A 16,535-nucleotide genomic window follows, 5' to 3' on the forward strand; every position below is an offset into this window, starting at 1 on the left:
CTGCATGTCCACTACCCTGTTCAGCCTGGCGTTCGGCGTCGGCACCCAGAATCGCCAGGGCGCCTGGCTGGAAGTCTTCTATGCCCTGCCACTGGTCCGGCCATCCACCGCGCTGGTGGACGCTGTCGCCAAGCCCCTTGGCTACACTGGCGGCAACCAGGCGATCAGTTTCAGCACCACCCAGGCCTCGCAACTGGCCGAAGCACTCAAGGCGATCGACCCGGCCCAGGCCGCCCTGCTCACCCGCCTGGCTGAAAGCCAGAAGCCTCTGGTCGCCACCCTACTGGCCGAAGACGCCGCTCTGACCTCCACTCCCGAGGCCTACCTGAAGCTACACTTGCTGTCGCACCGCCTGGCACGCCCGCATGGCCTTAACCTGGCCGGGATCTTCCCGCTATTGCCTAACGTCGCCTGGACCAGCCAAGGGGCCATCGACCTGGCCGAGCTGGCCGAGCGTCAACTGGAAGCGCGCCTGAAGGGCAAATTGCTGGAAGTGTTCTCCGTGGACAAGTTCCCGAAGATGACCGACTACGTGGTGCCGAGCGGCGTGCGTATCGCCGACTCGGCGCGAGTGCGCCTGGGCGCCTACGTGGGCGAAGGCACCACCATCATGCACGAAGGCTTCGTCAACTTTAACGCTGGTACCGAAGGCCCGGGCATGATCGAAGGCCGCGTTTCGGCGGGCGTGTTCGTTGGCAAGGGGTCGGACCTGGGCGGCGGTTGCTCCACCATGGGCACCCTCTCCGGCGGCGGCAATATCGTGATCAAGGTAGGCGAAGGCTGCCTGATCGGCGCCAATGCCGGTATCGGCATTCCATTGGGCGACCGCAACACCGTGGAAGCCGGGCTCTACATCACCGCGGGCACCAAGGTCGCCCTGCTCGACGAGGCCAACCAACTGGTGAAGGTGGTGAAGGCACGAGACCTGGCAGGCCAGGACGACCTGCTGTTCCGTCGCAACTCCGAAACGGGCGCGGTGGAGTGCAAGACCCACAAGTCGGCCATCGAATTGAACGAAGCGCTGCACGCCCACAACTGATCGTAGCCTGGGGTGGCCAGGCGTGGAGGCAAAGGCTGGTGCTCCGGCCTCTGGCTCCAGGCCACGGCCGTTCCCAGCGCCCAGGATTCGAACATGTCCCAGCCCTCCCCATGGCGGGGCGATTTTCCCGCCATGGCCGCCTTCGAGCGGCAACAGCAAACCTACCTCGACAGCGCGGCCACCACACAGAAACCCCAGGCCATGCTCGACGCGCTCTGCCATTACTATGCCCATGGCGCGGCCAACGTGCACCGGGCCCAACACCTACCCGGAGCCCTGGCAACCCAGGCGTTCGAGGAATGTCGCGAGAAGGTGGCGCATTGGCTGTGCGCCGGCGCGCCTGCTCAGATCATTTTCACCCAGGGCGCTACCGCGGCCTTGAACCTGCTGGCCTATGGGCTCGAAGCCGAGGTGCATCCCGGTGATGAACTGGTGGTCAGCGCCCTGGAGCACCACGCCAACCTGCTTCCTTGGCAGCAACTGGCGCTGCGGCGTGGCGCGCGCCTGGTGGTATTGCCCCTGGATGCCAGCGGACGCATCGACCTGGGCCAGGCTGCCCAGCTCATCGGGCCCCGCACTCGGGTCGTAGCCATCAGTCAGTTGTCCAATGTGCTCGGCACCGTCCAGCCCCTGGCGCCATTGATCGACCTGGCCCGCGGACAAGGCGCGCTATCGGTGGTGGACGGCGCCCAGGGCGTGGTTCACGGCCGCCAGGATGTTGCCGCCCTGGGGTGCGACTTCTACGTATTTTCCAGCCACAAACTGTATGGCCCCGATGGTGTCGGCGTGCTCTACGGTCGCAGTGAAGCGTTGGGCAAGCTGCGCCATTGGCAGTTCGGCGGAGAGATGGTCCACCAGACGGACTATCATCAGGCCAGTTTCCACCCCGCGCCCCTAGGCTTCGAAGCGGGCACTCCTCCCATTGCCGGGGTGATCGGCCTCGGCGCTACCCTTGACTGGCTGGGGTCACTGGATGCGCAAGCCTTGCTGGCCCATGAACAGGGGCTGCACCAGCAACTGCTGCGTGGCCTGGGAGACCGCGAGGGCATTCGCGTACTGGGCAAGCCGGACAAGGCCCTGGCCAGCTTCGTGGTGAAGAATGTACACAACGCGGACTTGGCGCACCTGCTGACTGACCAGGGCATCGCAGTCAGGGTGGGTAACCATTGCGCCATGCCGCTGTTCCAGACCCTCGGCAGCAAGGGCGCGCTGCGGGTTTCACTGGGCATCTACAATGACTCGGACGACCTCAAGCGCTTCTTCGATGCGCTGGACCGCGCCCTGGAGCTACTGCGATGACCTTGCCCCCCGATGCCGCCGCCGCGTTGGCCCGCTTCGCCGATTGCACGTCCTGGGAGGCGCGGGCCCGCCTGCTTATGCAGGAAGGCGAGCGCCTTGCGCCACTGGCGCTGGAGGAGCAGACCGAGGCCAATCAGGTACAGGGTTGTGAAAGCCAGGTATGGCTGGTGGGCGAGCGGAGGGGGGCACGCTGGTACTTTCGCGCCGCCACCGATGCCCGCTTGCTGCGCGGCCTGCTGGCCCTGCTGCTAGCCCGGGTCAACGGCCTCGATGGCGCCCGCCTCCAGGCACTGGACCTTGGCCCCTGGTTCAGCGAGCTGGGCTTGCAGCGTCAGCTGACGCCGTCGCGTACCAATGGCTTGAGCGCAGTGTTGAAGCAGATGAAAGCCACCGCTCAGCCCTGAACCCGCTCGCTGGGGCGACGCGTTCCGCCCACCAGCTTCTCCACCGCCTTGCTGGCCGCCACCATGCCGAAGGTGGCGGTGACCATCATCACCGCGCCAAAGCCCCCCTCGCAATCCAACCGGACACCTTCGCCAACGAAGGCCTTGCTGTGGCAGACGCTGCCGTCCGCGGCGGGATAGCGCAACTGCTCGGTGGAAAACACGCAGGGCACACTGTAGCTGCGCGAAGTGTTGCGGGAGAAGCCATAGTCGCGCCGCAGCAGCGAGCGCACCCGGGAAGCCAGCGGGTCGTTGTAGGTGCGATTGAGGTCGCACAGGCCGACCTGGGTAGGGTCCACCTGGCCGCCCGCACCGCCAGTGGTCACCATGGCGAGCTTGCGCCGCCGACACCACGCGATCAGCGCAGCCTTGGCCCTGACGCTATCGATGCAGTCGAGCACGAAATCCAGCTCGTCGGTGATGTGCTCGGCCAGGTTGTCCGGCGTGACGAAGTCCACCACCGCCTGCACCCGGCAAGCCGGGTTGATCGCCCGCAGCCGCTGCGCAAGCACCTCGACCTTGGGCTGTCCTACATTGCCTTCCAGGGCATGAGACTGCCGGTTGGTGTTGCTGACACAGACATCATCCAGGTCGAACAGGGAAATGGCCCCTACCCCGCTCCGCGCCAAGGCTTCCGCCGCCCATGAACCTACGCCGCCCACACCGACCACGGCCACATGGGCCGCTTTCAAACGGGCCAGGCCCGCCGCGCCATAAAGGCGGGCCACGCCGCCGAATCTCGGATCATCGTTACTCATTGCTTTACCCCATTACGCAGGCGGCGATTATACGACCACCGATGCCCCGGCGAACGCTTTGCGCGATATTGGGCGAACAGTGGCAACTTTCCGCGCCGCCTGGTTTCAGCTGTGGAGAAACCGCAAGGATGTGTCGTAATGCCTACCCGCAAGCTGGGCCTGAATCTCTTCACGCTGCTGGCCATCGCTGCCCTGTTCATCGGCGCATGGGCGCTGGTCAACCGCCCTGTCAATGCCCCAGACTGGCCGGATCGTATCCCCGGCTTCGCCTATTCGCCCTTTCGCCTCGGACAAAACCCGCAGGCGGGCGTCTACCCCAGCGAAGACGAGATACGCCAGGACCTACGCCAGCTGGGCCAATACACCGAAGGCTTGCGTACCTATTCAGTGGCCGGCAGCCAGGCCGCCATTCCCCGGCTCGCCGAAGAAGCCGGCATGGCCCTGACCCTGGGGATCTGGATCGGCAACGACCTGGCCCGCAACGAGCAGGAGATCGCCACCGGCATCGAACTGGCCAACCAGTACCGCAGCGTGGTGAGGGTGGTGGTGGGCAACGAAGCCCTGTTTCGCGAGGAAGTGACGCCCAGCCAGATGATGGCCTATCTGGACCGGGTGCGCGCCGCGGTAAGGGTGCCGGTGACCACGTCCGAACAATGGCACATCTGGATGCACCATCGGGAACTGGCTCAGCACGTAGACCTCATCGCCGCGCACATACTGCCGTATTGGGAATTCATCCAACGCGACGATGCCGGGCAGTTCGTCCTGGACCGCGCCCGTGAACTGAGACAGGCATTTGCGCGCAAACCCTTGCTGCTTTCAGAAGTAGGCTGGCCAAGCAACGGGCACATGCGCGGTGGCGCCGATGCCAGCCAGGCCGACCAGGCGGTGTATCTGCGCCGACTGGTCAATGCACTCAACCGTCGTGGCTATGACTTCTATGTCATCGAAGCCTACGACCAGCCTTGGAAGGCCAGTGACGAAGGAGCAGTGGGCGCCTACTGGGGCGTGTTCGACGCAGCGCGGCAACCGAAATTCGCCTTCACTGGCCCAGTAGTGGCCATCCCTCAATGGCGCCTGCTGGCTACCGCCTCGGTGGTTTTCGCGCTCATTGCCCTGGCCGTGCTGTTGATAGACGGTTCGGCCCTGCGCCAGCGCGGACGCGCCTTCCTGACCTTTATCGCCTTTCTCTGCGGCTCGGTGCTGGTGTGGATCGCCTATGACTACAGCCAGCAGTACAGCACCTGGTTCAGCCTGACCATGGGCGCCCTGCTGGCGCTAGGCGTGGCGGGCGTGCTCGTGGTGCTGCTCACCGAAGCCCATGAGCTGGCCGAGGCAGTGTGGACGCGCAGGCGGCGTCGCCCCTTCCACCCTGTGCTGCACGCGCAGGCGTACCGGCCCAAGGTGTCCATCCACCTTCCCTGCTACAACGAGCCGCCGGCCATGGTCATTGCCACCCTGGACGCCTTGGCCCAGCTGGATTATCCAGACTTCGAGGTGCTGGTGATCGACAACAACACACCTGACCCGGCAACCTGGAAGCCGGTGCAAGCCCACTGTGCCAGACTCGGCCAGCGCTTCCGCTTCTTTCATGTGGCGCCCCTGGAAGGCTTCAAGGGCGGTGCCCTCAACTATCTGCTGGAACACACAGCGGCCGATGCCGAAGTGGTGGCGGTGATCGACGCCGATTACTGCGTGGCCCCTGACTGGCTGCGTCACATGGTGCCTCACTTCGCCGACCCCAACATCGCCATCGTGCAAAGCCCTCAGGATTACCGCGACGGCGACACCAGTCTGTTCAAGACCCTCTGCGAGCTGGAATACCAGGGCTTCTTTCACATCGGCATGGTCACCCGCAATGACCGCAACGCGATCATCCAGCACGGCACCATGACGCTGACCCGACGCAGCGTCCTGCAGGAACTGGGCTGGGCCGGGTGGTGCATCTGCGAGGATGCCGAACTCGGGCTGCGCATCTTCGAGCGTGGCCTCTCGGCGGCCTACCATCCGGCCAGCTACGGCAAGGGCCTGATGCCCGACACCTTCAGCGCCTTCAAGAAACAACGGGTACGCTGGGCCTATGGCGCCGTCCAGATCCTCAAGCGCCATGCCCGGGCCCTGCTAACGGGCCGCCAGGCGCGCCTCAGCCGGGGCCAGCGATACCATTTCATCGCCGGCTGGCTACCCTGGATCGGCGATGGCATGAATATCTTCTTCACCTTCGGCGCCTTGCTGTGGTCCGGGGCGATGATCATCGTGCCGAGCCGGGTAGAGCCGCCCCTGCTGGTGTTCGCCATACCGCCCCTGGCACTGTTCGCCTTCAAGGTGGGCAAGCTGTTGTTTCTCTACCGGCGCGCCCTCGGGCAGCCGGTGCAGCGAGCCCTGTGCGCCGCCCTGGCGGGGTTGGCGTTGTCCCACACCATCGGCAAGGCAGTGCTCTATGGGCTGTTCACCCGTGGGCTGCCCTTCGTGCGCACGCCCAAGCTGGCCGAACGTCCGGGCCTGTTGGCGGCCCTGAGCCAGGCCCGGGAAGAGCTTTACGTACTGTTGCTACTGTGGGGCGCCGCCGGCGGGCTGTACCTGACCCAGGGCGCGCCCAACGCCGATGCCCGCTGGTGGCTGGTCATGCTGTTGGTCCAGGCGTTGCCTTACCTGGCGGCGGTGATCATGGCCCTGCTTTCGGCCGCCCCAGGATGGCGCCAGCCTGCCAAGGTAGCCATGGGCGATGCGTGAGCGGGCGCGCCTGAACCGGCGTTTTGCTTTACCATACGCAGCCTTTTCTCGCCTTGCCCCCCGGAGTGCACCCATGACGGCCGCCGCTGATCTTTCACCTACTCTCGCCCTGGCCTGCGAGCTGATCCGGCGCCCGTCCGTTACCCCCGTGGACGCCGATTGCCAGGGCTTGATGATGCAGCGGCTGGCCGCGGCGGGCTTTGCCTTGGAGCCCATGCGCATCGAAGAGGTGGATAACTTCTGGGCACGCCATGGCCAGGCTGACGGCCCTGTACTGTGTTTCGCCGGGCATACGGACGTGGTGCCCACGGGGCCGGCCGAGCAATGGCAGCACCAGCCCTTCGAAGCGCTGATCGACGCCGAGGGTATGCTCTGCGGCCGTGGCGCCGCGGACATGAAAGGCAGCCTGGCCGCCATGGTGGTCGCCGCCGAGCGCTTCGTGGCCGATTATCCGAACCATCGCGGCGCGCTGACGTTCCTGATCACCAGTGACGAGGAAGGCCCGGCCCAGCATGGTACCAAGGCTGTGGTGGAGCGCCTGGCCGCCCGCCGGGAACGGCTGGACTGGTGCATCGTGGGCGAGCCGTCCAGCACCGCCCTGGTGGGCGATGTGGTGAAGAACGGCCGTCGCGGTTCGCTTGGCGCTACCTTGCGGGTGCGCGGCAAGCAGGGCCATGTGGCCTACCCGCACCTGGCACGCAACCCCATTCACCTGGCGGCGCCAGCCCTGGCCGAACTCGGTGCCGAGCACTGGGACAACGGCAACGCCTTCTTCCCGCCCACCAGCTTCCAGATTTCCAATATCAACGGCGGCACCGGTGCTACCAATGTGATTCCCGGCGAGCTCACGGTAGTCTTCAACTTCCGTTTCTCCACCGAGTCCACGGTGGAAGGGTTGCAGAAACGCGTAGCGGCCATTCTGGACAAGCATGGCCTGGACTGGCATATCGACTGGGCCCTGTCTGGCCTGCCCTTCCTCACCGAGCCGGGCGACCTGCTCAGCGCCGTGGCCGGGGCTATCAGACAGGTGACAGGGCGTGATACCCAGCCCTCCACCAGCGGGGGCACCAGCGACGGACGTTTCATCGCTACCCTGGGCACCCAGGTAGTGGAACTGGGGCCGGTCAATGCCACCATCCACCAGGTGGACGAACGCGTCCTGGCCAGCGACCTGGACCTGCTCACCGACATCTACTACCACACCCTCGTGAAGCTGCTCGCCTGATGCTCACCTGCCCGCTCTGCTCCGCCCCGCTCGCCACCGCCGATCATGGCGTGGCCTGCCCCGCCGGCCATCGCTTCGATCGCGCGCGCCAGGGTTACCTGAACCTGCTGCCCGTGCAGCACAAGAACAGCCGCGCGCCGGGCGACAACCAGGCAATGGTCGAGGCTCGCCGTGGCTTTCTGGAAGAAGGCCACTATGCCCCGGTGGCCGAACGCCTGGCCGAATTGGCAGCCCAGCAACGGCCGACGCGCTGGCTCGACATCGGCTGCGGTGAGGGCTACTACAGTGCCCGCCTGGCGGCGGCCCTGCCCAAGGCGCAAGGCTATGCCCTGGACATTTCCCGGGAAGCGGTCAAGCGTGCCTGTCGTCGAGCGCCTTCGGTGAACTGGCTGGTGGCGAGCATGGCCAGGGTACCGCTGGCACCGGCCAGTTGCGACTTCATCGCCAGCGTGTTCAGCCCGCTGGACTGGCACGAAGCCCAGCGCCTGCTGCGCCCCGGTGGCGGCCTGATGCGCGTGGGCCCTACCCAGGGCCACCTGATGGAACTGCGCGAGCGGCTCTATGACGAAGTACGGCCCTATCAGGACGACAAGCACCTGGCATTGGTGCCCGAGGGCATGCGCCTGGCCCATACCGAGGTGCTTAACTACCGCCTGCGTCTGATCGACCCGGCGAGCCGGGCCAACCTCCTGGCCATGACCCCCCATGGCTGGCGCGCCAGCGCCGAGCGACGGGCGGAGGTGATCGGACACCCCGGCCCCTTTGCAGTGACGGTATCCATGCGCTACGACTATTTCCTGAACGATGCCGACGCTCCGGCGGCGTCATGAACCCCGACCCAGCGAGCCTGCCATGCAACAACCTGATATCGAGATCTACCTCAAGGACGCCGAGGTCGACCACAAGGCGATCACCGCCTGGCTGACCGCCGCGATCGGCCCTTGCACCGCCTGGGCGCAAAAAGGCCAGGCATGGAAATGCCAGACTGGGGACATACCGGTCACCTGGGTGCCCTTGGCAGTCGGCAAATGGAACAGCCTGTACCTGGAAAGCGAGCGCACTCCGTGGGCCGACGACCTGGCCTGCGCTCGCGCCGCTCATGCCGCCTTGGGTGTAGAAGTGCGCTGCGCCCCGGGTACCTGGGTGGAAGACGAGAACGATGAAGACGCTGACCGCTGGATTCGGGTAAGCGCCGAGGGTGAGCAAGAGATCGTCTGGCGTACCTGAGGCAGTGGCCAGCATCCACCGCCATAGGCCCAACATCGCTTCTGCCAGACCACCTTGTCGCCCTCCCCAGGCGAGGCAATTCCATGGTGATCTGTCACACTGTCTGCCTGTTTACCTGAGCAACTCCGTATGACCCCTTCTGTACTGCACCGCGTCCTTTCCAGCGCACTGCGGCGGCTCCTCTATTTGTGGGTCCGTTCGGAGAGCATCAACCCCAGCGTTGCCATCGAACTCGATCGCAGCCAGCCGATTGTCTACGTACTTGAAAGCCCGGCAGCCAGCGACCTGGCGGTGGTGGACCACGAATGCAGCGCGCTGGGCCTGCCACGCCCGCTCCTGCCGGTAGCCGCGAGGGGCATCGTTGAGCCAAGGGCCTACTTTTACCTCACGCCCGACGCAGACTGGCTCGGGCGGCAGAACAAGCGGGGCGCGCCGCCGGCCTTGCAGCGCCTGGTGGAGGCCTGCCAGGCGCACGCCGGGGAGGATGTCCTGATCGTGCCGGTCAGCGTGTTCTGGGGCCTGTCGCCAGACAGCGAATCCAGCCCCTGGAAATTGCTGTTCGCCGACAGCTGGGCGGTGACCGGGCGCCTGCGCCGGTTGGTCAGCATCCTGATCCTGGGCCGCAAGACGCGGGTGCAGTTCGCCCCGCCGATTTCCCTGGGCAGCCTGGTGGCCGCTGGCAAAGGTCCTGAGCGTACGGTCCGCATGGCCCAAAGGCTGCTGCGGGTACACTTCCGCCAGCAAAAGGCCGCTGTGATCGGCCCGGACATTTCCCATCGTCGTCACCTGGTCAAGGGCCTGGTACACGCCCCCCTGGTACGCCAGGCCATCGCCGACGAAGCCTCACGGGAAAACATCAGCCAAGGAAAAGCCGAGGCCCAGGCGCTGCGCTATGGCAACGAGATCGCCTCGGACTACACCTACACAGCCATTCGTTTCCTTGAAGTGGTACTGAGCTGGTTCTGGAACAAGATCTACGACGGCATCAAGGTGAGCCAGATCGAGCAGGTCCAGCAGATCGCGCCGGGCCATGAAATCATCTACGTACCCTGCCATCGCAGTCATATCGACTACTTGCTGCTGTCTTACCTGCTGTTCCGCAACGGCCTGACACCACCTCATATCGCCGCCGGGATCAACCTGAACATGCCCGTGATCGGTGGGCTGCTGCGCCGGGGCGGCGCCTTCTTCATGCGCCGCACCTTCAAGGGCAACCCGCTCTACACCGCTGTATTCAACGAGTATCTGCACACCCTCTTCACCAAGGGTTTCCCTGTGGAGTACTTCGTCGAAGGCGGCCGCTCCCGCACAGGCCGTACCCTGCGCCCCAAGACCGGAATGCTGGCGATCACACTGCGCAGTTACCTGCGTTCGTCGCGCATGCCCATCGTGTTCGTGCCGGTGTACATCGGTTATGAGCGGGTGCTGGAAGGTCGCACCTATCTGGGTGAGCTACGCGGTGCCAGCAAGAAGAAGGAATCGTTGCTGGATGTCTTCAAGGTGGTTGGCGCGTTCAAACAGCGCTTCGGCCAGGTATCGGTCAACTTCGGCCCGCCCATTCGCCTGACCGAGTTCCTGGATCAGGAGCGCCCCGGCTGGCGCGCCGAGCCGGCCGCCGATGACTTCAAGCCCGCCTGGCTGAACCCGGTCACTCACAAGCTGGGCGACCGGGTAGCCTGCGCAATCAATGAGGCGGCGGCGATCAACCCGGCCAACCTGGTGGCCCTGGCGCTGCTTTCCACTACCCGCCAGGCCCTCGATGAACAAGCCCTGGCCCGGGTACTGGACCTGTTCCTGGCATTGTTGCGTGCGGTACCTTATTCCACCCATACCACCCTGCCCGAAGGGAGCGGCCTGGACCTCATCGCCCACGTCAAAGGCATGGACCTGGTGGCAGAGCAGAGTGACCCCCTGGGCCGCATTCTCTATCTGAACGAGCAGAATGCCGTCCTGATGACCTATTACCGCAATAATGTATTGCACGTATTCGCCCTGCCGGCGCTATTGGCAAGCCTCTTCCAGAGCTCGGCCCGGATCAGGCGCGAGGGCGTGCTGCGCTTCACCCGGGCGCTGTACCCGTACCTGAAGGCTGAGCTGTTCATTCGCTTTTCGGTAGACGAACTCGATACGGTGATGGACCAGTGGCTGGAGGTCTTTGTCGCCCAGGGCTTGCTGCGCCAGGAAGGCGACAGCTACCAGCGCCCTGCCCCCAGCTCCCGCCAGTTCGTGCTGCTGACCTTGCTGGCCCGGGGCATCACCCAGACGCTTCAACGGTTCTACATGTCGATCGCCCTGCTGCTCAATCATGGCCAGTACGGGCTGACCGCTGAAGCACTCGAGGACCTGGCCACGGTCATGGCTCAACGCCTTTCCATCCTCCATGGCCTCAATGCGCCGGAATTCTTCGACAAGACCCTGTTCCGCCATTTCATCCAGGCGCTGGTGGACACCGGGGTGGTCCACCGTGATCAAGACGGTCGACTGGGCTACCAGGAAGAGCTTGGTGAACTGGCTGAAGGCGCTGCCAAGCGGGTATTGTCCGCCGAGGTGCGGCTGTCGATCCGCCAGGTGACCCTGCACCGCACGGACGAGCTGGCAATAGGCGAGAACGGTTCGGCAAGCGACGACTCGCTCGCCTCGACGCCGTCGCAAGTTGAGGTAGATAAACACCGCTAGGCTGCTTGTGGCGTTCGCTACCCTGATTCACCCGGCACGTACCGGGTGACTTACTCAAGGAGCACAGCATGAGCATCGCCAAGATCGAAGGCCGCATTCACTATCGCACCCGGGAGGGGCTTCCACCCTGCACCCTGACCGTCGAGCTCTACAACGCCAGCCTGGCTGACCACCCCAACCCCGTTATTGCGAGCACGTCTCGGCTGATACCCCACGGCGGTTCGCTGACCTACACCCTGGTCTACGATACCGACTGCTTGGAGGCAGGGCATGATTACGCGCTCGGCGCGGCCATTTACGTGCAGGACCGCCTGTACAAGTACAACACTACACATCACGCGATCAGCCTGCCAGGCACGACCGAACAGGACATCCTTGTAGAGTTCGTCGGCAACCCTCCAGGCGCACAGGCGCCTGAATACCTGATTCAGCCCCCGCGCGGCTTCAGGATCGAATCGTCCAAGGGCATCCATGGTGGCAACTTGGGCGAAGGTCTTCACGGCGGCAATCTGATCGAAGAACCGCGCCCTTAACCTTGACAGGACTTTCGCCTCGCTTTAAGCCTTGAGCGACCGTTTCGGGTAGATATCGTAGCGGCTGGACTTCCCCTCCAAGGTAAGCGCGGGCGCCGGGCCCTGGATAGGAGGCGCCTTGCGCGGCCGCTTGACCGTTACCCGATGGGTCGCCAAGGCCAGGGCAGCCTCCAGCAAGGCTGGTGCATCCAGGTCGTCGCCCACCAATGGACGGAACAGGCGCATTTCCTTCTTCACCAGGGCGCTCTTGTCCCGATGCGGGAACATGGGGTCCAGGTAGACCACCTGAGGTGGCACTGCCTCCCATTGACGCATCCGTTCAATGGCATTTCCCTGCTGCAAACGCATGCGCGCCACTATTGCCCCAACCTCGCCATCCAGGGCCGCGCGAGCCAAACCATCCGCGAGCAGAGCCGCGATGATCGGCTGTCGCTCGATCAGGTCCACCTCACAACCAAGAGTCGCCAGCACGAAGGCATCCTGGCCAAGCCCGGCGGTAGCATCGAGCACCCGTGGCCGCACCCCTGGCTGCAAGCCCGCGGCCTTGGCGATCATCTGCCCGCTACCACCCCCGAACTGACGCCGGTGCGCCGCCCCCCCTTCGAGGAAATCCACCCACACCGGCCCAGGCGCGCCTGGGCCCAACTGCTGCAAACGCAGGCCCTCCACCCCCACCTCAAGGGCGAAATCCGGCGCTTCCAGGACCAACGCCAGCCCCAGGGCGTCCGCCAGTTGCCGGGCACGCTCGGTGAAGGCCTCGCCCAGGGGAATGACCTGAATGCGGCATGCCGCCTGTCGCTCTTGCATCGGTTGTACTCAAAAAAGTTAAATCTTCGCCGCTGCCGGCCGATAGTCACAGTGCCGGGTATTTTGCCAGAGCTTTGGGCCCACTGAACCTCATGTCCGATCTGATCACCCCACCTGTTGGTTATCTGTCGCCGGTTGGTAACTTCAGCCGCCGCAACACCCAGACCCTGGGCGGGGTGAGCAAGCTATGGCAGGATTTTTTCTCCAGCGCGCTCAGTGCCGACGCTCAGTCTGAGGTCATCGCCGAGGCGGCTTTCGAATTGCCCAACGTCGTCAGCCCGGAAGGTGAACCCCTGGCGGCCAGTCAGTGGCTGGATCAGGTACAGGAACAACGGGCCTGCGAGATCGCTGATCGGGTCATCGCGCCGCCCCGGGCACTGTTTTTGCCCATCGCCGAATTCGACACCAACCTGCTGCCCCCCGCCGCCACGCCTTATCCGCCGGAAGAGATCCAGGCCCACCAGTACGAGCTGGACCTGGACACGGGATGGCGCCGCCCGTTGGTCATGGCCAATGGCAAACCCTTGCCTGAACCCGGCCCGGCGCCTCGGCCGCGCCGCCTGCAACTGCCCATCGCCGAATTCGAGATGGAGTTGCTGCCGCCGCCCAACGAACCTTTCGACGAGCCGACCCTTATCTGGCAGCAGCGCGAGTTCGACTTTGACATCGGCTGGGCACGCCCCATCGTGCTGCAGAACCTGCGCGTCACGGCCTGACCTGGCCGCGCGTGGCTGTGGGATAATCCCGTCTTTCCTTTTTCACGAGACCTGCTGGAATGCCTCACGCCAGTACCTGCCCGGTCTGCGGCAGCTCCAATCATTGCGCGCTCATCGAGGGCCAGGCGAACCCTTGCTGGTGCTTCTCGGTCAAGGTGGCGGAAGAGACCCTGGCCTCACTGCCTGAATCCCAGCGTGGGCAGGCGTGCCTATGCCCAGGCTGTGCCGCTGGATTGTCGCCGACGTCTGGCCAGGCTCTGGATCCTTCGCGTGAGGATTGATCGCTTCGTTGCCAACCTGCCAGGCTTCAACCGGCAGCGCGCGCGCCTGGCCTTGGCCAAGGGCGACGTCTACCTCGGGGCCACGGCCATCGACGACCCGGCCCATGACGTTCGAATATTCGACCGGATCGAGGTGTCAGGAGAGGTCGTGCAACCGGGCTATGCCGCGCGCTACCTGATGTTGCACAAACCGGCCGGCTGCGTCAGCGCGACCGCGGACCCTGAACATCCTACAGTGCTCGACTGCCTACCTCAGGCAGAGCGCGAGGGCCTACACCTGGCCGGGCGCCTGGATTTCAACACTACTGGCCTGGTATTGCTGACCAACGACGGGCAATGGTCCCGTCGCCTGACCCTGCCCACCAGCAAGCTGCCCAAACTTTACGACGTGGAAACCGAAGGCCCTATCGAGGCTCACTATGCCCGGGCATTCGAGCAGGGGCTATACTTCGCCTACGAAAACCTCACCACCCTGCCGGCCATGCTGGACATTCTTGAGCCGCGGCGGGCATACCTGAGCCTGATGGAAGGCCGTTATCACCAGGTGAAGCGGATGTTCGGGCACTTCCAGAACAAGGTGACCCGCCTGCACCGCCTGGCGATCGGCCCATTGCGGCTGGACCCAACCTTGGCACCCGGCCAGTGGCGGAGCCTTACCGAGGAGGAGCTGTCGAGCCTGAGCCGAGCGGCGGAAAATGTAGCGACCGAGCAAAAATAATTTCTATTCTGCGGCCTGTTCTGGTAAAACGTACGGCCTCAAGCGGGTGTAGTTTAGTGGTAGAACGGTAGCTTCCCAAGCTCTAGGTGAGGGTTCGATTCCCTCCACCCGCTCCAGTCCTAAAAGCCTGTCTCCAGGCGCCAGCATCAACCGGCGCTCTCAACCTTGCGCCAGCTGGCGAACACGGCGAACCGCTTCGCCAGTTGACGGTGACTGCTACAAGCGTGTCATTCCTTTCCAGCCGCCTCGCGACGGGCCAGGAAATCATCTTCCAGCATGGCATCCACTTCGGCGGGCGAGTCTTCCAGCACGGGCGGCGCGGTCAGATGGCCAGTGGAAACAACGGCTTCGTCCAGCCGTCCCATCAGGTGCTCCAGTGCGTGAGACATCTTGTCTGCCGCCCCTTGCACAGCCAAGTCCAAAGAATCGGCCTTGTGAGTCACGGAAATGGAAGAGTGGCCCTTGGGGCGCGCTTCGATCTGGCAGCGTTTGTCCTGCTCGCCGGACTTGCCAGCGTTTTCATCGCTGACGTGAATTTCCACCCGGGTGAGCAAGTCGTCGAACCGCGCCAGGGTGTCGGTGACCGTAGCCCCAACCCAATCCTGCAGCCCGACGCCAGCGGTGATCTGGTTGCTGTTGACCTGTACCTGCATGGTTATTCTCCAATGGACTAATGCAACGGCTTGTTTTCATTAGGGCTCGGTCTTGAGGCAGGGTTCACTTTTGCCATGGCTTGGGTGGTTGACTGGCACCAACCCGGTCACCTGAGGTCACTGGATAAGGATCAACGGAGTGAAGGACTATGCCGGATTCACTGCATCACGCTTTGGAAAAGATCTACGAAAACCAGGTCGCCCTGGCCGCCGCCATTGAAGAACTGGCGCTCTGGGTAGAGGTGCGCGGTGACGATGCCGCCACCGCTGGCAGTGTGCGCGACGCCCTGGATACCCTGGAACGCAACGCGGAGCCGATTGGCCGCTGGATTGCGGAGCTGCACGGTATTTCCGGTCAGTAGCCGTCCGCTTCCAGCACAGCCTGAACCGACTTGGCCGCGGGTCGACCATAGAACCTGAGCAACTGGTCGGCCCTGTTGGTGAAGATACCGTCCACGCCGGCCTGGCGCGCCTTGTCGAAATCCACCGGGTCATCGAGGGTATAGGCATGCACCAGCAGCCCCTTGGCATGGGTGAGCTGGTTCATCCACGGCTGGATCAAGTCCATGTAGCTTTGCTCGCCGCCCGCCGTCAGGGCCGCCGAAGGCCCTGTGGCCACCGCGCCCTGAGCCTTGGCGAAATCGACCCATTGACTGAATGCCTCCTTGCTCGCCGGCCGTTGCGCCGCATAGTAGGCGGCCTTGTCCTTGGCGCCAGACTGGGCGAAGGTCACCTTTGACTCAGGCTCGATACTCCCCTCGCCCACCCATAGCAACAACACCTTGGGCACCTTGGGCATTTCCTTGGCCAATAGCTGCAGGCTGGCTTTTTCGAAGGTCTGCAACACGACCCGGTGGCCTGGCGCCACCTCGCCCTCCGGCGTCAGCCAGCCACGCCTGATGAGTTTGGCTTTCAAGTCAGCTTCGATGCCGGGATATAGATTGGGCACCTTGGTTTCGATGTATAGGCCGGTACGATGCTCTGGATCGGCATCGGCGATGTCGATGATTTCATCGAGGGTAAGGATGCGGGCATTGGCGAAACCGGGGCGGGCACGGTCCGGATAGCTGGCATTGAACCAGCTGCCAGCGTCAAGAGCGCGCAGTTCCGCCAGGGAGAAATCGCTGATGGGCCGGTCGCGCCGCTCCGGATAACGAGTCGCTACGTCGGTGGTGCGCAACAGCGTGTCGTCATGGAAGGCAACCAGTTGCCCGTCGCGGGTGCGCTGCAGATCCAGTTCCAGATAGTCCGCGCCCAGGTCACGCGCGGCCATGTAGGCGGGCCGGGTCGATTCCGGGGCGTCGTGGCTGGCGCCGCGGTGCGCGATGACGGCCGGGTAAGGGATGCCGGCCTTGGTGGCCAAGGCTTGTGCCGAGGGCGCAGCCGCCCAGGCATGACCTGCCGCCATGGCGAGACAGAGAACAGCG

The 16,535-nt window shown here is 64.4% G+C and carries 17 protein-coding genes and 1 tRNA gene; 14 read left to right on the plus strand and 4 right to left on the minus strand.

Annotation, left to right across the window (positions count from 1 at the left end; translation table 11 throughout):
• Positions 1 to 4 precede the first annotated feature (4 nt).
• The 3 genes from dapD to BN1188_RS09455 all read left to right on the plus strand — a co-directional run bounded on the left by dapD (position 5) and on the right by BN1188_RS09455 (position 2,742).
• Entirely contained in the window at positions 5 to 1,039 is a 1,035-nt protein-coding gene (gene dapD, locus BN1188_RS09445) for a 2,3,4,5-tetrahydropyridine-2,6-dicarboxylate N-succinyltransferase (RefSeq protein WP_040261143.1), read from the plus strand.
• A 93-nt stretch (positions 1,040 to 1,132) separates the two neighbouring features.
• Complete coding sequence (locus BN1188_RS09450) at positions 1,133 to 2,338, plus strand: aminotransferase class V-fold PLP-dependent enzyme (protein ID WP_040261144.1); 1,206 nt, start codon at positions 1,133 to 1,135, stop codon at positions 2,336 to 2,338.
• A complete protein-coding gene (locus BN1188_RS09455) occupies positions 2,335 to 2,742 on the plus strand; it encodes a SufE family protein (RefSeq protein WP_040261145.1) in 408 nt (135 codons plus the stop codon). The genes BN1188_RS09450 and BN1188_RS09455 overlap by 4 nt, the downstream gene beginning before the upstream one ends.
• On the opposite strand, the gene tcdA is transcribed toward BN1188_RS09455, so the two are convergent.
• A complete protein-coding gene (tcdA, locus tag BN1188_RS09460; RefSeq protein WP_040261146.1) occupies positions 2,733 to 3,539 on the minus strand; it encodes a tRNA cyclic N6-threonylcarbamoyladenosine(37) synthase TcdA in 807 nt (268 codons plus the stop codon). The genes BN1188_RS09455 and tcdA overlap by 10 nt on opposite strands.
• A gap of 138 nt (positions 3,540 to 3,677) precedes the next feature.
• Between tcdA and BN1188_RS09465 the strand changes: the two genes are divergently transcribed.
• From BN1188_RS09465 to BN1188_RS09490, 6 genes are all read left to right on the plus strand, one after another.
• The gene (locus BN1188_RS09465) at positions 3,678 to 6,272 is read left to right on the plus strand and encodes a glycosyltransferase (protein WP_040261147.1); all 2,595 of its coding nucleotides are present in this window, start codon (positions 3,678 to 3,680) and stop codon (positions 6,270 to 6,272) included.
• 73 nt (positions 6,273 to 6,345) lie between these two features.
• On the plus strand, positions 6,346 to 7,497 hold the full coding sequence (gene dapE, locus BN1188_RS09470; protein WP_040261148.1) for a succinyl-diaminopimelate desuccinylase: 1,152 nt from the start codon (positions 6,346 to 6,348) through the stop codon (positions 7,495 to 7,497).
• The gene (locus tag BN1188_RS09475) at positions 7,497 to 8,327 is read left to right on the plus strand and encodes a putative RNA methyltransferase (RefSeq protein WP_040261149.1); all 831 of its coding nucleotides are present in this window, start codon (positions 7,497 to 7,499) and stop codon (positions 8,325 to 8,327) included. Before dapE ends, BN1188_RS09475 begins: the two co-directional genes overlap by 1 nt.
• Positions 8,328 to 8,349: 22 nt before the next feature.
• Entirely contained in the window at positions 8,350 to 8,724 is a 375-nt protein-coding gene (locus tag BN1188_RS09480; protein ID WP_040261150.1) for a hypothetical protein, read from the plus strand.
• 129 nt (positions 8,725 to 8,853) lie between these two features.
• Positions 8,854 to 11,400, plus strand: coding sequence for a glycerol-3-phosphate 1-O-acyltransferase PlsB (plsB, locus tag BN1188_RS09485; protein ID WP_084596186.1), 2,547 nt, complete (start codon positions 8,854 to 8,856; stop codon positions 11,398 to 11,400).
• 68 nt (positions 11,401 to 11,468) lie between these two features.
• Entirely contained in the window at positions 11,469 to 11,933 is a 465-nt protein-coding gene (locus BN1188_RS09490; protein ID WP_040261151.1) for a YbaY family lipoprotein, read from the plus strand.
• 24 nt (positions 11,934 to 11,957) lie between these two features.
• On the opposite strand, the gene BN1188_RS09495 is transcribed toward BN1188_RS09490, so the two are convergent.
• The gene (locus BN1188_RS09495) at positions 11,958 to 12,740 is read right to left on the minus strand and encodes a class I SAM-dependent methyltransferase (protein ID WP_040261152.1); all 783 of its coding nucleotides are present in this window, start codon (positions 12,738 to 12,740) and stop codon (positions 11,958 to 11,960) included.
• A gap of 92 nt (positions 12,741 to 12,832) precedes the next feature.
• Between BN1188_RS09495 and BN1188_RS09500 the strand changes: the two genes are divergently transcribed.
• The 4 genes from BN1188_RS09500 to BN1188_RS09515 all read left to right on the plus strand — a co-directional run bounded on the left by BN1188_RS09500 (position 12,833) and on the right by BN1188_RS09515 (position 14,571).
• The gene (locus BN1188_RS09500; protein WP_040261153.1) at positions 12,833 to 13,456 is read left to right on the plus strand and encodes a hypothetical protein; all 624 of its coding nucleotides are present in this window, start codon (positions 12,833 to 12,835) and stop codon (positions 13,454 to 13,456) included.
• A 59-nt stretch (positions 13,457 to 13,515) separates the two neighbouring features.
• Entirely contained in the window at positions 13,516 to 13,737 is a 222-nt protein-coding gene (locus tag BN1188_RS09505; protein WP_084596187.1) for a cysteine-rich CWC family protein, read from the plus strand.
• Positions 13,727 to 14,455, plus strand: coding sequence for a 16S rRNA pseudouridine(516) synthase (locus BN1188_RS09510; protein WP_040261451.1), 729 nt, complete (start codon positions 13,727 to 13,729; stop codon positions 14,453 to 14,455). The genes BN1188_RS09505 and BN1188_RS09510 overlap by 11 nt, the downstream gene beginning before the upstream one ends.
• A 42-nt stretch (positions 14,456 to 14,497) precedes the next feature.
• Positions 14,498 to 14,571 (plus strand) — tRNA-Gly (locus BN1188_RS09515).
• A 111-nt stretch (positions 14,572 to 14,682) separates the two neighbouring features.
• Here BN1188_RS09515 and BN1188_RS09520 read toward each other — a convergent pair.
• Entirely contained in the window at positions 14,683 to 15,108 is a 426-nt protein-coding gene (locus BN1188_RS09520; protein WP_040261154.1) for an HPF/RaiA family ribosome-associated protein, read from the minus strand.
• Positions 15,109 to 15,257: 149 nt separating this feature from the next.
• Between BN1188_RS09520 and BN1188_RS09525 the strand changes: the two genes are divergently transcribed.
• Positions 15,258 to 15,470 (plus strand): hypothetical protein, encoded by a 213-nt coding sequence (locus tag BN1188_RS09525; RefSeq protein ID WP_040261155.1) that lies wholly within the window; start codon positions 15,258 to 15,260, stop codon positions 15,468 to 15,470.
• Here BN1188_RS09525 and BN1188_RS09530 read toward each other — a convergent pair.
• Entirely contained in the window at positions 15,464 to 16,516 is a 1,053-nt protein-coding gene (locus BN1188_RS09530) for a glycerophosphodiester phosphodiesterase (protein ID WP_052469220.1), read from the minus strand. The genes BN1188_RS09525 and BN1188_RS09530 overlap by 7 nt on opposite strands.
• Between the last annotated feature and the right edge of the window lie 19 nt (positions 16,517 to 16,535).

Origin of the sequence: Pseudomonas massiliensis (genome assembly GCF_000826105.1) — a bacterium.
GTDB classification, from domain to species: domain Bacteria; phylum Pseudomonadota; class Gammaproteobacteria; order Pseudomonadales; family Pseudomonadaceae; genus Aquipseudomonas; species Aquipseudomonas massiliensis.

Bases quoted from the DNA above. Each gene is read 5' to 3' on its own strand.
- dapD (WP_040261143.1), top strand. From the start codon at position 5: ATGTCCACTACCCTGTTCAGCCTGGCGTTCGGCGTCGGCACCCAGAAT.
- BN1188_RS09450 (WP_040261144.1), top strand. From the start codon at position 1,133: ATGTCCCAGCCCTCCCCATGGCGGGGCGATTTTCCCGCCATGGCCGCC.
- BN1188_RS09455 (WP_040261145.1), top strand. From the start codon at position 2,335: ATGACCTTGCCCCCCGATGCCGCCGCCGCGTTGGCCCGCTTCGCCGAT.
- tcdA (WP_040261146.1), bottom strand. From the start codon at position 3,539: ATGAGTAACGATGATCCGAGATTCGGCGGCGTGGCCCGCCTTTATGGC.
- BN1188_RS09465 (WP_040261147.1), top strand. From the start codon at position 3,678: ATGCCTACCCGCAAGCTGGGCCTGAATCTCTTCACGCTGCTGGCCATC.
- dapE (WP_040261148.1), top strand. From the start codon at position 6,346: ATGACGGCCGCCGCTGATCTTTCACCTACTCTCGCCCTGGCCTGCGAG.
- BN1188_RS09475 (WP_040261149.1), top strand. From the start codon at position 7,497: ATGCTCACCTGCCCGCTCTGCTCCGCCCCGCTCGCCACCGCCGATCAT.
- BN1188_RS09480 (WP_040261150.1), top strand. From the start codon at position 8,350: ATGCAACAACCTGATATCGAGATCTACCTCAAGGACGCCGAGGTCGAC.
- plsB (WP_084596186.1), top strand. From the start codon at position 8,854: ATGACCCCTTCTGTACTGCACCGCGTCCTTTCCAGCGCACTGCGGCGG.
- BN1188_RS09490 (WP_040261151.1), top strand. From the start codon at position 11,469: ATGAGCATCGCCAAGATCGAAGGCCGCATTCACTATCGCACCCGGGAG.
- BN1188_RS09495 (WP_040261152.1), bottom strand. From the start codon at position 12,740: ATGCAAGAGCGACAGGCGGCATGCCGCATTCAGGTCATTCCCCTGGGC.
- BN1188_RS09500 (WP_040261153.1), top strand. From the start codon at position 12,833: ATGTCCGATCTGATCACCCCACCTGTTGGTTATCTGTCGCCGGTTGGT.
- BN1188_RS09505 (WP_084596187.1), top strand. From the start codon at position 13,516: ATGCCTCACGCCAGTACCTGCCCGGTCTGCGGCAGCTCCAATCATTGC.
- BN1188_RS09520 (WP_040261154.1), bottom strand. From the start codon at position 15,108: ATGCAGGTACAGGTCAACAGCAACCAGATCACCGCTGGCGTCGGGCTG.
- BN1188_RS09525 (WP_040261155.1), top strand. From the start codon at position 15,258: ATGCCGGATTCACTGCATCACGCTTTGGAAAAGATCTACGAAAACCAG.
- BN1188_RS09530 (WP_052469220.1), bottom strand. From the start codon at position 16,516: ATGGCGGCAGGTCATGCCTGGGCGGCTGCGCCCTCGGCACAAGCCTTG.